The organism is Streptomyces erythrochromogenes (assembly GCF_040684695.1).
In the GTDB taxonomy this organism is placed as follows: domain Bacteria; phylum Actinomycetota; class Actinomycetes; order Streptomycetales; family Streptomycetaceae; genus Streptomyces; species Streptomyces erythrochromogenes_C.
Window position 1 is genome coordinate 28,397 of the sequence record NZ_JBFBGM010000031.1, and the last position, 13,996, is coordinate 42,392.

The 13,996-nt window shown below is 74.7% G+C and carries 12 protein-coding genes and 1 pseudogene; 9 read left to right on the forward strand and 4 right to left on the reverse strand.

Annotated features, from left to right (window positions below; translation table 11 throughout):
* Positions 1–54: 54 nt before the first annotated feature.
* Both AB0O53_RS32610 and AB0O53_RS32615 read right to left on the reverse strand, forming a co-directional pair.
* Positions 55–1,182 carry a mechanosensitive ion channel family protein gene (locus AB0O53_RS32610; protein ID WP_350995859.1) on the reverse strand — a complete coding sequence of 376 codons (1,128 nt, stop codon included), beginning with the start codon at positions 1,180–1,182 and terminating at the stop codon, positions 55–57.
* 195 nt (positions 1,183–1,377) lie between these two features.
* Positions 1,378–2,655, reverse strand: coding sequence for a PA0049 C-terminal domain-containing protein (locus AB0O53_RS32615; protein WP_350995856.1), 1,278 nt, complete (start codon positions 2,653–2,655; stop codon positions 1,378–1,380).
* A 176-nt stretch (positions 2,656–2,831) separates the two neighbouring features.
* On the opposite strand from AB0O53_RS32615, the pseudogene AB0O53_RS32620 reads away from it, so the two are divergent.
* From AB0O53_RS32620 to AB0O53_RS32640, 5 genes and pseudogenes are all read left to right on the forward strand, one after another.
* Positions 2,832–2,904: pseudogene (locus tag AB0O53_RS32620) on the forward strand.
* A 72-nt stretch (positions 2,905–2,976) separates the two neighbouring features.
* Positions 2,977–4,116, forward strand: a complete 1,140-nt coding sequence (locus tag AB0O53_RS32625; RefSeq protein WP_350995853.1) for a leucine-rich repeat domain-containing protein — start codon at positions 2,977–2,979, stop codon at positions 4,114–4,116.
* A complete protein-coding gene (locus tag AB0O53_RS32630) occupies positions 4,113–5,792 on the forward strand; it encodes an ankyrin repeat domain-containing protein (protein WP_365200443.1) in 1,680 nt (559 codons plus the stop codon). The genes AB0O53_RS32625 and AB0O53_RS32630 overlap by 4 nt, the downstream gene beginning before the upstream one ends.
* Positions 5,789–7,006 carry an AAA family ATPase gene (locus AB0O53_RS32635; RefSeq protein WP_365200446.1) on the forward strand — a complete coding sequence of 406 codons (1,218 nt, stop codon included), beginning with the start codon at positions 5,789–5,791 and terminating at the stop codon, positions 7,004–7,006. Before AB0O53_RS32630 ends, AB0O53_RS32635 begins: the two co-directional genes overlap by 4 nt.
* 16 nt (positions 7,007–7,022) lie before the next feature.
* A complete protein-coding gene (locus AB0O53_RS32640) occupies positions 7,023–8,261 on the forward strand; it encodes a vWA domain-containing protein (protein ID WP_365200448.1) in 1,239 nt (412 codons plus the stop codon).
* A 6-nt stretch (positions 8,262–8,267) separates the two neighbouring features.
* On the opposite strand, the gene AB0O53_RS32645 is transcribed toward AB0O53_RS32640, so the two are convergent.
* Positions 8,268–8,999, reverse strand: a complete 732-nt coding sequence (locus AB0O53_RS32645; RefSeq protein ID WP_350995842.1) for an alpha/beta fold hydrolase — start codon at positions 8,997–8,999, stop codon at positions 8,268–8,270.
* An 86-nt stretch (positions 9,000–9,085) separates the two neighbouring features.
* Here AB0O53_RS32645 and AB0O53_RS32650 point away from each other — a divergent pair, with 86 nt between their 5' ends.
* Positions 9,086–9,541, forward strand: coding sequence for a hypothetical protein (locus AB0O53_RS32650; RefSeq protein WP_350995839.1), 456 nt, complete (start codon positions 9,086–9,088; stop codon positions 9,539–9,541).
* On the opposite strand, the gene AB0O53_RS32655 is transcribed toward AB0O53_RS32650, so the two are convergent.
* On the reverse strand, positions 9,538–11,058 hold the full coding sequence (locus AB0O53_RS32655; RefSeq protein WP_365200452.1) for a hypothetical protein: 1,521 nt from the start codon (positions 11,056–11,058) through the stop codon (positions 9,538–9,540). The two genes, AB0O53_RS32650 and AB0O53_RS32655, sit on opposite strands and share 4 nt — an antisense overlap.
* Before the next feature lie 79 nt (positions 11,059–11,137).
* Between AB0O53_RS32655 and AB0O53_RS32660 the strand changes: the two genes are divergently transcribed.
* From AB0O53_RS32660 to AB0O53_RS32670, 3 genes are read left to right on the forward strand one after another with little or no spacing between them, the layout of a single operon-like run.
* Positions 11,138–11,857: a VanZ family protein gene (locus tag AB0O53_RS32660; RefSeq protein ID WP_350995833.1), complete on the forward strand. Its 720-nt coding sequence runs from the start codon at positions 11,138–11,140 to the stop codon at positions 11,855–11,857.
* Positions 11,858–11,897: 40 nt separating this feature from the next.
* Entirely contained in the window at positions 11,898–12,593 is a 696-nt protein-coding gene (locus AB0O53_RS32665; protein ID WP_350995830.1) for a response regulator transcription factor, read from the forward strand.
* Positions 12,586–13,677 carry a sensor histidine kinase gene (locus AB0O53_RS32670; protein ID WP_365200455.1) on the forward strand — a complete coding sequence of 364 codons (1,092 nt, stop codon included), beginning with the start codon at positions 12,586–12,588 and terminating at the stop codon, positions 13,675–13,677. Before AB0O53_RS32665 ends, AB0O53_RS32670 begins: the two co-directional genes overlap by 8 nt.
* Positions 13,678–13,996 lie beyond the last annotated feature (319 nt).

Sequence of the window (13,996 nt, forward strand, 5' to 3'; positions counted from 1 at the left end):
CTCCCCCGCAATCGGATTGTCCGCCGCCCGGAGGCGGCGGGCTCCGGCGGTCGGTCAGTTCCGCGTGTCCGTCAGTTCCGTCGGGGACGACGGGGACGACGGGGAGGACGTGCGCTGGTGGGGGACGGGGGCGTGCGGGAACAGCGCCGCGGCCTCGTCGTGCTGCAGGGCGATCGTGTGGGTCGGGGCCGGGATCGAGATGCCCTCCGTACGGAAGCGCTGGTGCAGGCGCTTGATGAACTCGTGCTTGATCCGGTACTGGTCGCTGAACTCGCCCACGCCCAGGATCACGGTGAAGTTGATGCGGGAGTCCGCGAACGTGTGGAAGCGGACCGCTCCTTCGTGGTCGGGGACCGCACCGTTGATGTCCGCCATCACACCGTCGACGACCTCCAGGGTCACCCGCTCGACGTGCTCCAGGTCGCTCTCGTAGCCCACCCCCACCTGGACCATGATCGAGAACTGTGCTTCCGGCTGGGTGAAGTTGGTCATGTTCGTCCGTGCCAGACGCCCGTTGGGGATGATGACCAGGTTGTTCGACAGGTTGCGCACCACGGTGTTGCGCCAGTTGATGTCGACGACGTAGCCCTCCTCGCCGCTGGTGAGCCGGATGTAGTCACCGGGCTGCACGGTCTTCGAGGCCAGGATGTGCACGCCGGCGAAGAGGTTGGCGAGGGTGTCCTGGAGGGCCAGCGCCACCGCCAGACCGCCCACGCCGAGGGCGGTGACCAGCGGCGCGATGGACACGCCGAGGGTCTCCAGGGCGACGAGGACGCCCATGACGAGCACCACGATGCGCGTGATGTTGACGAAGATGGACGCCGAGGCGGCCACTCCGGTGCGCGTCCCCGCCACCGACTGGACGAGGCCCGCGACGACCCGGGCCGTGCTGAGCGTGGCGATGAGGATGAGCAGCGCCGTCAGGGACTGGTTGACGAAGCCCGAGACGCGCGCGGTGAGCGGCAGCGTCGTGGCCGCCACCGCGGCGCCCGCGATGAGCGCGGCGCCGGGGGCGATGGTGCGCAGTGCGTCGACGATGATGTCGTCGCCGCGCCAGCGGGTGCGCTCGGCGTGCCGGCCCAGCCACTTCAGGAGGGCGCGCAGGAGCAGTCCGGCCGCGGCGCCCGCCGCCAGGGCGATGCCCGCGACCAGCCAGTCGTGCAGGACGAGATCCCGGTTCAACGGACCCCCTCCGCTGCGCGGCGCCGGCCGGTGGATGCGGCGGCGGGCGCCGCCGGCCGTCGTATGAGGTGTGTCGTCACCTTGTCACCTGTCAGTTCGTCGTGCTGTAAGCCGCGTTCGGGCGTGTGTACGCATCCGGAACGGGCTGCCATCCTGCCCCATGCCGGGGTGACGCACCGCAGGCGGGGGCGGTGACTAGCGCCGCACGGCGGCGTGTTCGAGGACCGCGCGGACCTCGGCGGTGATCGCGCTCTCGTTGCGTTCGAACTCGGGGCCGGTCAGTTGCCGGGGGTCGGCGGGGAGTCCGGTGAGAACGGGGGTGTGGAGGTGGCCCCCGGGCAGGTGCGGGGCGAGTTCGGCGCGCAGCCGGTTGGAGCGGTAGGCGACCTCGTTGGACAGGTAGCCGCCCCCGCCGCCCGCGACGGCGCGGGAGCCGGGCGTCGGCCCGTCGGTGCGGTCCACGGGGGCCGTGCCGCCCGCCGGTATCTCGGTCACGTCGCTGTTGAGGAGGACCGGGTACGGGGTCTGTACGGCGGCGGTCACGGCGGCGGCGGGGAGCGTGGTGCGGATGAACTCCGGGCCGGGGCCGAGGCCGGGGGCCGTCACCGGGCGTTCGCGGGTGCCGCCGGAGAGGGCGCGGGCGTTGTCGGGGTAGGGATCGGCGGAGCGCGCCCGTCCCGCCCAGTCCTCCAGGGTGAAGATGCCCGGGTAGCCCTGGCTGACGGTGGTGATGATGTCCGCCGCGCCGGGGCCGGCGGCCAGGTGCGGGGCGAAGGCCCGCTCCACCATGCCGGCGTCGAAGTCGGCGTACCGGACGGGCAGGACGACGGCCCGGATCTCGGCCCGGGTGCCGTCGGCGAGGGTGATGCGCCGTCCGTTGAGCTGGAGGGCGGCCGATCCGGAGGGGTTGGCGCGGCGGAGTTCCGCGTCGAGCCCGAAGGGGTCGAATCCGCTGATGAAGATCCTCCGTACGCCGGGTTCCGGCCGGAAGGCGTTGTCGGTGAGGCCGCGGGAGGCGTCCTCGAATCGGGCGCGGAGCGCCGCCTTGTCCGCGGGGAAGTCCGGCTGCCAGCCGGCGAGCGCTGCGGTCATCGCGAGCCGCGCCCAGTACAGCGGACGGTCGTCGCCGGGGGCGAGGTCACCGCCCGGGCGCTGGCTCTGGGCCCGCCGTACGGAGGCCTGCCATAGGGCTTGACCCCAGGTGTCGAGGAGCCGTTCGGCCTCGCCGCGGCTGCGCGCGGTGCACAGGGCGGCGGGGAAGCGCCGTACGAAGTCCGCGAGGCCGCCGCGTTCGACGAGGGCGGTGGTACGGGGGTCCGCGAGCCTGGACTGTTCGGCGTCGAGCGGTACCGACGCCGGGGGCCGGCAGCCGGCCGCGCCGTCGGCGGCGGCGTGCGCGGGCGGGGCGATCGTCAGGGGGAGGACGGTGGCGAGGAGGGCTGCGGCCGATGCCGCACGACGTAAGAGCATCATGCGATGTGACATTACATAGCACCCCCCACCCCCACCAGGCACACCGGCCGCAGCCGTCCGGACTGGCTCAACTACGCCGCTGACACGTCCGGTTCGGCATCAGAAGACCTAAGGCTCCCGGCGACCCAAACTGGTGATCGATTTTCGGCCGACGTGTGGGTATGATCGCCGCCAGCAAGGCCGTAGCGCAGAGGTCGTCGCGCCCACGCATCGAGCTGGAGGACGTCGGTTCGAATCCGACCGGTCTTGCGTCTACCTCCGCAGTACGCAGTACGTCGTGATGGACGCCGGGCACCGGCGAAGGAAACCGGTGGAGTGGTGATGACACAGCCGACACCCGTGCGGTGCCCCGCGATCGAGCACCCCGACCTGCCGCCGGCCGATCCGGCCGGCCTCGACCCACTGCTCGCCCGGCTCGCCGCCGACCGGCCCGTCGAGACCGATGAGACCTTCCCCCTCGGCACCCTGCGCGCCGACGGCCGCGTCGACCTCTGCAAGCAGGGTCTCGGCCCGGCCGGGGCGGCCCGGCTGCTGCCGGCCGCGGCCTCCTCCGCGCACGCCACCCACCTCCTCCTCGGCACCAACGCCATCGGCGACGCGGGCGCCCGCACCCTGGCCGAGGCCCTCGCCGCCGACGGCCACGGGCTGCACACCCTCTACCTCGGGTGCAACCGGATCGGACCCGACGGGGTGGGCTCCCTCGCCGGTGCCCTGGCCGACGACACCACCGTCCGCGCCCTCTGGCTCAAGCGGAACCCGCTGCACGAGGACGGCACCCGCATCCTCGCCGCGCTGCTGCGCCGCAACACCGCCCTGCGCACCCTCGACCTGGTCAACACCGGAATCGGCGGCGACGGCGTACGCCTCCTGCTCGACGCCCTGCTGGAGCGCGAACTGCCCCTGGAGCGGCTCTTCCTCGGCGGCAACGGCCTCGGCCCCGAGACCGCCCCGCTGCTGGCCGCCCTGATCCGCGAGGCAGGCGTGCGCGAGCTGTACGTCCCGGCCAACCACCTCGGTGACGCGGGCGTCTCCGTCCTCGCCGCCGCCGCGGCCGACTGCGCGCACCCGGTCCGCCTCGGGCTCGGCGGCAACGGGATCGGTGCCGCCGGAGCGCGCGCGCTGGCCGCCTCCCTCGGCGGCATCGAAGCGCTCGACCTCGGCCGGACCCTGTCCGAGCGCAGCCTCGGGGCCCCCGGCAACCACCCCGGCGACGAAGGGGCGTACGCCCTGGCCGAGGCCCTGCCCGGCAGCCCCCTGCACCGGCTGGAACTGCGCCACACCGGCCTGACCGGGCGGGGCGCGAAGCGCCTGCTCGCGGCGGTGCGCGAGGACAGCCCGCTGGAGTACGTGGGCCTGGGCCCCGGCCTCCCCCGCCGTGTGAAGCGGTCCTTCACCGAACGGCTGCGCCCCGCCCGGGCCGCCCACCCCGACGTACGCGCCATCGGCAGCGTGTACCGGTGAGCCCGGCGAACGCGGAACTCTGCGGCGCCTTCACGGTGGAGGACGCCCCGGCGTGGCAGCGGATCCGCCGCCACGCCGTGCCCGGTTGGATGATCGAGCGGGCCACCGCGCACCGGCTGGCCGGTGACTGGCGGGCGGCCTGCGCGGCCGCCGCCGTGGACATCGGTTTCGAGCTGTCCGACATCGAGGCCCGCCACGGCGCCGCCGTGGCCGGGGCCGTGGCGGAGGACCTGCGGCATCTCGCCCCGGACCTGCTGCGCTGGCACCTGCCCCGGCTCCTGGGCGGCCGGACCACCCTCGCCACCGACCTGCGGATCGTGCTCGCCACCTACGGCGGCCCCGGTGGGCCGGCCCTGTCCGTCACCACCCCCCTCATGTCCGAGGGCCCGCAGCGGCTGCGGCTGCACTGCGCGCCCGTCGCCGCCGAGTACAACACGTACACGGGGCGGGGCTTCGTCCCGGAGGACTGGACCGCGATCCGGCCGTTCTGGGACGCCCGTCACGCGTCCGAACTCGGCGCGCGCTTCGCCCAACCGGAGGGCCTCGCCGGGCGGATCGCCCGGCTGCGGGCCGCCGGGGACACGATCGGCGCCTTCGCGGCCGCGGGCATCACCTGCGACCTGACCGTCCCCACTCCGCGGTCGTACCAGCGTCCGGCGGACCCCGCCGCCCTCCTCGCGCAGCTCCCCGTGGACCTCACCCGGCTCGCGCCGGAAACCGTGCGGCTCGTCGCGGCCGGGGCGGGCGACCGGTACCGGATCCCCGTGAACTGGCGCTGCTCCCTCCTGCTGGAACCCGACGGGCCCGGCGCGCTGCGCGCCCGCGTCATCGAAGCGGCAGAGGCCGCCACCGTCCCGCTCCTGCCCCGGTACGCCTGGCAGCGGCTCCCCGATCTCGAACTGGTGCGGACCGGCCGGATCTCCCCGCGCGCACTCCACCCGCTGGTGGCCGCCGCGCTGTTCCCCGAGGCCGGCCCGGCGGCCGGCCCGCCCGGCCCCGAGGCGGGCGGGCCCGTACGGGTGCGCTGTCGCGGAGGGTGGCACGAGGTCCGCTCGCGGGGCGGCGTACTGGACGTGCCCCACACCCCCGAGGAGCAGCAGCGGGAGCGGGCGATGCGGGCCTTCGGCGGCGCGGTGTCGGGCTGCTTCGCCGTCCAGCAGATCTGGACCACGGGTGAGGGACGGCTGCCGCGCGGCCTCCGGGCCCAGCGGCACGAACTCTTCCTGCGCGTCCAGCACGGCGACACGCCCGGTGTGCTGGCGCTCCTGGACGCGGGGCTGGACCCCCGGGTCCGGGACGCCCGCCGGCGCGGACTGCTGCACGGGCTCCACCTGCTCGACCACGAGGTGCTGCTGCCGCGGCTGCTCGCGGCCGGACTCGACCTGGAGGCCCGGGACGAGGCCGGGCGCACCCCGCTGATGTCGGCGGTGCACTGGGGCGGTTCGGCGGACCTGGTACGGGCCCTGCTGGCGGCCGGCGCGCGGATCGACGTCATCGACGAGATGGAACTGTCGCTGTCCCAGGAGGTCCGCCGCTACAAGCGCACCGATCTCGCCTTCCTCCGGGACCGGGTCGACGAGGAGTTCCCCAGCATCGGCGCCGACTGGTTCGACGAGCACATGGAGTACCGGGAGGCAGAGGAGAACGAAGAGGACGAAGAGGACGACGACGCATGAGTGCGCAGACGCACCCGAACGGCAAGCAGGTACGGCCGGCCCGGGCCCTGGCCGCCGCCGACGCCTTGGGCGCCCGGCTGAGCGCCACCCGCACCGAGCCCGCCACCAACCCCCAACTGGAGGCTCTGGCACTGGCCGTGACGGCCAATCAGCCCGTGCTCCTGTGGGGTGAGCCGGGCATCGGCAAGTCCGCCGGCATGCAGCAGCTCGCCACCGCCCTCGGCGTTCCGCTCGAAACCGTCATCGCCAGCGTCCACGAGCCCTCCGACTTCGCCGGGCTGCCGATCGTCGGTGACGACCCCGCCACCACCGGGGTCCCGATGGCGCCGCCGGACTGGGCGGTGCGCCTGGCCCGCACCGGGCACGGGCTGCTGTTCTTCGACGAGCTGTCCTCCGCCCCGCCGGCCGTGCAGGCGGCCCTGCTGCGCGTGGTCCTGGAGCGCCGGGTCGGCAGCCTCGAACTGCCGGCGGCGGTACGGATCGTCGCCGCGGCCAATCCGCCCGCCAGCGCCGCGGACGGCTGGCACCTCAGCCCGCCGCTCGCCAACCGCTTCGTCCACCTCGACTGGACGCACGACCCGCGCACCGTCGCCCGCGGCATGGCCGGCACCTGGCCCGAAGTGGCCATCCCGGCCGTCGATCCCGGCCGGATCTCCGGGGCGGTCGCCCGGGCCCGCGGCGCCGTCTCCGGTTTCCTCACCGCCCGGCCGGGCCTGGTCCACCACATGCCGGCCGAGGCCGCCGGGCGGGGCCGGGGCTGGCCCTCGCCCCGTACCTGGGAGATGGCCCTGCGGCTGCTGGCCACGGGGGACGCGGCCTCGACGGGCCGGGAGGCGCTGGCCGCCGCGCTGACGGGCGCCGTCGGCGAGGCCGCCGGGATCGAGCTGCTCTCGTACCTCGAACACCTCGACCTGCCCGACCCGGACCGGGTCCTGGCCGACCCGGACGCCTTCGCCCTGCCCGAGCGCGGCGACCGGCAGCTGGCCTTCCTCATCGCCGTGGTCGCGGCCGTGCAGAGCGAGCTGACCCGCCCCCGGTGGGAGGCGGCCTGGGCGGTCCTCGCCAAGGCCGTGGACGCGGGCGTGCCCGATGTCGCCGCCCGCGCCGCCGCCGACCTCGCCGCCATGCGCGACCTCGACTGGCCGGTGCCCGCCGGCATCGACGCCTTCGTGGAGCTGCTCCGGCTGTCCGGCGCGCTGCCGGGCGGCGGCTGAGGCCGGGCCGTCCGCCGTGCACTCGGAACCCGCCCCGGACCCGGCCCCGCACCCGCGCGTGGTCCTGGACCGTGCGAAGCTGCTGGCCGCGCGCTACAAGGCGGCCGAGGCCCGCCCGTACCTCGCCTCCGCCCTGTACGCCCTGACGGTGGTCCCCTCGGCCCGGGTGCGCACCATGGGCGTCGACCGGCACTGGCGCTGCTACGTCTCTCCCGCTTTCGTCGAGGCGACCGGAGTCGTCGAACTGGCGGGGGTGTGGATCCACGAGGTGGCGCACCTGCTGCGCGACCACCACGGCCGGGCCGAGCGGCTGCCCGCCGCCGACCAGCGCGACCACGTCCGGGTCAACATCGCCCAGGACTGCGAGATCAACGACGACCTGCTCGCCGACGGGCTGGCGCTGCCCGAGGGCCGGATGGAACCCAGGCTCTACGGCCTGCCCACGGGCGGCCTGTTCGAGACGTACCTGCCGGGGATTCCCCCGACGCCCCACGGGCCGGACTGCGGTTCCGGCGCCCACGGCACCCCCGCGCCCTGGGAGCTGGGCGAGGGGGTCGGTCCCGCCCGGGTCGGCCGGGTCGAGGCGGAGGCGCTCCGCCGGCAGGCCGCCGAGGCCGTACGGGCCCACCGGCGCGCCCGGGGCCGGGTCCCCGCGGGCTGGGCCCGCTGGGCCGAGGAGCTGCTGGAACCGACCGTCGACTGGCGCCGGGCCCTGGCGGGGGCGGTCCGCGAGGCCGCCGCCTGGGCGGCCGGCGCGGTGGACTACACCTACCGCCGCCCCTCGCGCCGCACGCCGGCGCTCGGCGGCCGGGTGGTGCTGCCCAGTCTGCGCAGGCCGCTGCCGCGGGTGGCCGTCGTCGTCGACACCTCCGGTTCGATGGGCCCGGACGACCTCGCCGCCGCGCTCGCCGAAGTCACCGGCGTCCTGCGGGAGGTGGGCCTCGGCGGCAACCGGGTCGCCGTCCTCGCGTGCGATGCCGACGTGCACGCCGTGACCCGGGTGCGCAGTGCCGGGGAGGTGACCCTGGCCGGCGGCGGGGGCACGGACATGCGCGTCGGCATCGGGGCGGCGCTGGCCCTGCCCGACCGGCCGAACGTGGTGGTCGTGCTGACCGACGGGTACACGCCGTGGCCGGACGAGACGCCGTCCTGCCGGCTGATCGCCGCCCTGATCGGCGAGGATCCGCCCGCTCCCCCGCCGTGGGTGGAGTCCGTGCGCGTCACCGGCTCCGGCTCTGGCTCCGGCCCGGCATAGACCGGATCAGCAGCGCACCGGCAGGTCCAGGGCGAAGCGGCGGACGGCGTCGGTGAACGCCCCGGGATCGTCGAAGTTCGCGAGGTGTCGCGCCCGTGGGATCAGTTCGATGCGGGCGCGGCCGTGCGCGCGGGCGAACTCCCGCTCGCCGGAACGGAAGACGGTGTCCTTCTCACCGTTGAGGATGAGCACGGGGGCGTCCACGTGGCGCATCGCGTCCGCCTCGAAGCGGCCCAGGACCTCGCCCCAGGCGGCCGGCAGGGTGTGGAAGGCGTAGCCGGCGCGGATGGTCGCCCCCACGACCTCGGGAGGGTAGAGACGGCGCAGCAGCCGGTCGTTCCACCGGGTCAGCCGGTCCGCCGGGACGCGTGGGACGAGCCCGGCGACCAGCCGGTACGGGATCGCCCACGCACCGGTCGTGGAGACGCTGGCCCCCGCGAGGACCAGCCCCCGCAGCAGTTCCGGGCGGCGCCGTGCGAACTCCAGCGCGGCGTACCCGCCGAGGGAGTGCCCCACCACCAGGGCGGGGCCGCGGTCGAGGGAGTCCACCGCGGCCGCGATGACCTCCGAGGCCGCGGCCAGGCTCCAGGGCTCGGCGGAGCGGGAGCCATGACCCGGCAGGTCCACCGCGGCCACCGGGAAGTCCGCGCGGAGTGCGTCGAGTTGCGGGCTCCACTGTCCCGCGCTGAACCGTGTCCCGTGCACGAGGACGATGGGTGGTGCGCCGACAGCCGTCATGGGTCCCCCTTGATCCACGATCTCCTCGAACCCACCCTACCCGCGGGTCAGTTCGCGGACGGGCCCGGTGCGGCATGATGTGGATCATGACGCATCACCCCCACCTGCCGACCACCGAGTCGGCCGTCACCGCGATACGGTCCGTCGCGGCCGAGTACCGACGGGCCATGACCGTCACCGAGGACATCGGCGCCGACCGGACGTCCCGACGGAGTTCAGCGCCGCTGTTCTCCGTCACCGATCCCGACGGTTCCCTGCCCCACGAGGCGTTCGTGGAACTGGACGGCAGCCCGGCGGTCGACGTCCGGCTCTTCCCCGACGGCGACGCGGCGATCACGGTGGACGGGGTGGAGTTCCAGGACCTCCCCCGCGACTGCGTCCCGCCGTTCCTGACGGCCGTCTACGGCGGACTGGCCTTCGTCAAGGGCCGGTTCTTCCCTCCGGGCTACCAGCTCTGCGTCCCCCTCCCCGGCGACGAGACCTACAAGGAGCTCGTCCCGGGCGTCTCGCTCACACCCTGGCTCTCCGGCCGGGTCCGCTAGCGGGGCAGGTGCGCCAGGTCCAGCAGGGTGTGCAGGCGGGCGGCCGGTAGGCCCGGGTTGGCCGCGGCGCCCTCGGCCGTGGCCGGGTCGTGGAGCAGTTCCTCCAGGGCGTCCGCGGTGAAGAGCGGGTTGGCTGCGGCGGCCCGGCGGACCCGGTCGTCGGGGTCGGTGAGCAGGTCCGCGGGAGGCCGCCCGAGGGTCGGATCGGCGGCGGCCAGCGCCCGTACCTCCGGGTCCTCGTGGTCCAGCAGGTGGGCGAGGCCGGTCCGCGGCAACCGGGACTGCAGGAGCAGGTGGGGGCGTTGCCGGGGGCGGGCGACGAAGGCGGCGAGGACGGTTGCGGCGGGCGCCAGCGGGTGCCAGGAGGCCAGCCGGTGCCGGACCTCCTCGTGCGGGTCGGCCGCCAGCCGTGCCACCAGATCGGCGGGCAGCGCGGGCCACTTCGCGGCCGCCAGGCGCAGCATCACCTCCCCGGACTCGGCGCAGGCCCGGTACCAGTCCGGATCCGGCACCGTGTGCGGCTCCAGCACCAGGCAGAGGCAGTCGTGGGCGCTCTCACCCGTCTCGTGGTCGACGGCGCGGCACTCGGCCTGCGTGCGGGGCAGCGGTTGCACCCGGGCCCGGACGCGCACCCGCTCGTCGGGGTCCCCGGTGAGTTCGGCCCACACCGCCGGATCGAGGTCGGCCCGGGCGGCGACGCGCTCGCGCACCGCGGGGTCGGCGTCGCGGGCGAGCCGGGCGACGGCGTACGGGGGCGTGTGGGGGTTGCCCGCGACGGACCGGCGGAATTCCGGATCGGCCAGGGCCTCTTCGAGAACGGTCTCCGAGAGGGCGTAGTTGTTGAGGACCAGCCACCGGTAGTGGCCGGGCGCGGGGAAGACGGCCCCGATACCCGCCGGGTCCGCCGCGCTGACCCAGTGCTCGGCGGATTCCCGGACGTCCGGGTCGGGGTCGTCCAGCAGTGCCTGCCGCTCCTGGGCGGTCAGCATGTCCCACACGCCCGTCGCCAGGCCTCGTACGGCGGGGTGTTCGTGCCCGCGCATCCGGTAGCGGAAGGAGGTGGTCACCTGCCAGGAGGAGAGGAGTTCCTGGCGGACCTCGGCGGCCGTGAGCAGTTCGCGTTCGCCGCCGTCCTCGGCGGTGAGCAGGGTCACGAGGACGTCGTCCGGCAGCGGTCGCTGCTGGCGCGGACGCGGGCGGGGTCCCCCGGCGACCGTGGCGCGGACCAGGACGTGCGGGTCCGCGACCAAACGGCCGCGGACGGCGGGCGCGACACGGGCGTTGCGGGCCAGGGACCGGCGGACCTTGAAGTCCGGGTGTACGACCACCGCGTCCACGACCTCGTCGGGCAGCTCGCGCTCCTCGCAGAGGATCTGCCGGGCCGCTCCGGCGGCCGGGTCCAAGAGGCGCAGCAGGACCTCGGCCGGGGCCCCCGGGTTGGCCGCGACGCCGCGCAACCACAGGTCGGTCGGGGCGGAAGCGGAGGGGGCCGGGGAAGCGGCAGGCGATCGGGACATCGGGGCATCTTCGCGTGTATCGCGGGTGTATCGAAAACCCCATACGCCACGGCAACGGCCCTGCGTCTGGAATGGGGGCATGAACGATGACGCACCCCTGCCACGACCGCCCCGCCGCCGCACGCGCGGACTCCTGCTGGTCGGCCCGGCGGTCCTCGCCCTGGCGGGCGCCGCTTTCGTGCTGCGGGGGCCGCTCATGATGTCCGCTCCGACGTGCCTGGCCGGTCGGTGGCACGGCTGCTACGACACCTTCAACGGGGTGGTGCTCATGACGCTGGTCACGCTGCCGTTGGCGGTGCTGGTGGCGTGGGTCCTGGCGCGCCGTCGCCGTGCCGCGGGCCTCCCGTCGGCGTGGCGGCTGTCGCTGGCCGAGGTGGGCATGGTGCACGGAACGGTGCCGTGGGTGTGGATGATCCTGATGCCGGGCGCGGGGGCCGGCGTCGTCCCGGGCCGGGTGAGCCTCGTACCGCTGCGGGATCTGGTGACGATGGGGCCGCTCGGGATCGTGGGCAACCTGCTGGTCTTCGCCTCGCTGGGGTTCTTCGGTCCGGTGCGGTTCGCGGCGCTGGCGTCCGTACCGCGGGTCCTGGCGCTCGGGGCGGGCTGCTCGGTCCTGGTGGAGAGCGCGCAGTACGTGCTGTGGCTGGACCGGGTGTCGTCGGTCGACGACGTACTGGTCAACGCGGCCGGTGCCGCGCTGGCCGCGGTGGCGTCGCGCCGCTGGTGGCGCACGGCGGAGCCGGATCCGTCGGACGGTCCGCAGCCCGCCCCGGCACCCGCCGCGACACCGGCGGGCTGAGCATACGCGGGCGATATGGAGCGCAGCTTAGGCTTCCGACATGCGCGTATTGATCGTGGAGGACGAGCCCTACCTGGCCGAGGCCGTCCGTGACGGTCTGCGGCTGGAGGCGATCGCCGCCGACATCGCCGGCGACGGCGACACCGCCCTCGAACTGCTCGGCGTCAACTCCTACGACCTCGCGATCCTGGACCGCGACATCCCCGGCCCCTCCGGCGACGAGGTCGCCCGGCGCATCGTCGCCTCCGGCAGCGGCATCCCGATCCTCATGCTGACCGCTGCCGACCGCATCGACGACAAGGCCTCCGGGTTCGGGCTGGGCGCCGACGACTACCTGACGAAACCGTTCGAGCTGCGGGAGCTGGTGCTGCGCCTGCGGGCGCTCGACCGCAGGCGCGCGTACGCCCGGCCCCCGGTCCGGGAGATCGCGGGCCTGCGGGTCGACCCCTTCCGCCGGGAGGTGTTCCGCGACGGACGCTACGTCGCGCTCACCCGCAAGCAGTTCGCCGTGCTGGAGGTCCTCGTGGCCGCCGAGGGCGGGGTCGTCAGCGCGGAAGGACTGCTGGAACGGGCCTGGGACGAGAACGTCGACCCGCTCACCAACGCCGTACGCATCACCGTGTCCGCGCTGCGCAAGCGGCTCGGCGAACCGTGGATCATCGCGACGGTGCCCGGAGTCGGCTACCGCATCGACACCGGTACGGACACCACGGCCCCCGGCAGCGCGCATGCCTAGGCCGTCTGGGCGGCCGGGGTCGAGTGCCCGCCTGAAGCTCGCCCTCAGCTATGCCGGATTCCTCTTCGTCGCCGGCGCTCTCCTGCTCGCCGTGGTGTGGTGGTTCCTGCTGCGCTACGTACCGGACAACTCCCAGGGCCTTCTCGGGGTCTCGCCCAACCGCTACCTGCTCGTGCGCACCTTCGCCCCCGCCGCGGCCGTGGCGATGGCCTTCCTGCTCGTCTTCGGCCTCGTGGGCGGGTGGATCCTGGCCGGCCGGATGCTCCGGCCCCTCGCGCTGATCACGGATGCGGCGCGGGCGGCCGGGCGGGGCTCGCTGTCGCACCGGATCCGCATGGAGGGACGCCAGGACGAGTTCCGTGAACTCTCCGACGCGTTCGACTCGATGCTCGACCGGTTGGAGTCCCACGTCGGCGAACAGCAGCGGTTCGCCGCGAACGCCTCCCACGAACTGCGCACCCCGCTCGCGATCTCGCGGACGCTCCTCGACGTCGCCCGCAAGGACCCCGGGCAGGACCACGGTGAGCTCGTCGAGCGCCTGTACGCCGTGAACACGCGGGCGATCGGCCTCACCGAGGCCCTCCTGCTGCTCTCCCGCGGCGACCGCGGGAACTTCACCCACGAGGACGTCGACCTCTCCCTGGTCGCCGAGGAAGCCGTCGAGACGCTGCTCCCCCTCGCGGAGCGGCGTCGGATCACCCTCGACGTGACCGGCGGCGCGGCCCGGACCAGCGGCTCCGCGGAACTGCTGCTGCGGATGGTCACGAACCTCGTGCAGAACGCCGTCGTCCACAACCTCCCCGCCGGCGGCACCGTGGCGATCCACACGCAGGAGTACGGCGGAACGAGTGTGCTGCGCGTCGAGAACACGGGCCGCGCGCTCCCCGCGGACCTGGTGGCGACCCTCACCGAGCCCTTCCGGCGCGGAACGGACCGCGTGCGCGCCGACGAGCACACCGCCGGTGTCGGCCTCGGCCTGGCGATCGTGCACAGCATCGTCCGCGCCCACGGCGGCACCCTCGACCTCACCCCGCGTCCCGCCGGCGGCCTCGTCGCCACGGTCCGGCTCCCCGCCGTGACGTAAGCCCCTCTTTCGGATCCTGCCGGGCCCGACCGGTCTGCCTCAACGGGCACTCCCGTTGCACGGCCCGTTGTACGTCCGGGCAGAGACTCGGCGCCAGGGGGCGATCACGGCCTCCGCGTGGGCATGCTGGCTGATAATGCTTCAGAACCCCTGGTCAGGACGGGTGACCGGCCGCGGGGGTGTGATCCGGCAGCCGTGCGCAGCGGCTTCCCCGACGTACCGAAAAGGCGATCGCGTGAGTCCCAGGCACCCCCGCCCGACGCAGAAGACCGACGAGCAGTTGCTGCAGGCGACCCGGCGTTCCGCGGCCCCGCAGCAG

Excerpts from the sequence above, each read along its gene's own strand:
- AB0O53_RS32660 (WP_350995833.1), top strand. The coding sequence starts at position 11,138 with ATGAACGATGACGCACCCCTGCCACGACCGCCCCGCCGCCGCACGCGC.
- AB0O53_RS32655 (WP_365200452.1), bottom strand. The coding sequence starts at position 11,058 with ATGTCCCGATCGCCTGCCGCTTCCCCGGCCCCCTCCGCTTCCGCCCCG.
- AB0O53_RS32625 (WP_350995853.1), top strand. The coding sequence starts at position 2,977 with ATGACACAGCCGACACCCGTGCGGTGCCCCGCGATCGAGCACCCCGAC.
- AB0O53_RS32615 (WP_350995856.1), bottom strand. The coding sequence starts at position 2,655 with ATGATGCTCTTACGTCGTGCGGCATCGGCCGCAGCCCTCCTCGCCACC.
- AB0O53_RS32650 (WP_350995839.1), top strand. The coding sequence starts at position 9,086 with ATGACGCATCACCCCCACCTGCCGACCACCGAGTCGGCCGTCACCGCG.
- AB0O53_RS32665 (WP_350995830.1), top strand. The coding sequence starts at position 11,898 with ATGCGCGTATTGATCGTGGAGGACGAGCCCTACCTGGCCGAGGCCGTC.
- AB0O53_RS32670 (WP_365200455.1), top strand. The coding sequence starts at position 12,586 with ATGCCTAGGCCGTCTGGGCGGCCGGGGTCGAGTGCCCGCCTGAAGCTC.
- AB0O53_RS32635 (WP_365200446.1), top strand. The coding sequence starts at position 5,789 with ATGAGTGCGCAGACGCACCCGAACGGCAAGCAGGTACGGCCGGCCCGG.
- AB0O53_RS32645 (WP_350995842.1), bottom strand. The coding sequence starts at position 8,999 with ATGACGGCTGTCGGCGCACCACCCATCGTCCTCGTGCACGGGACACGG.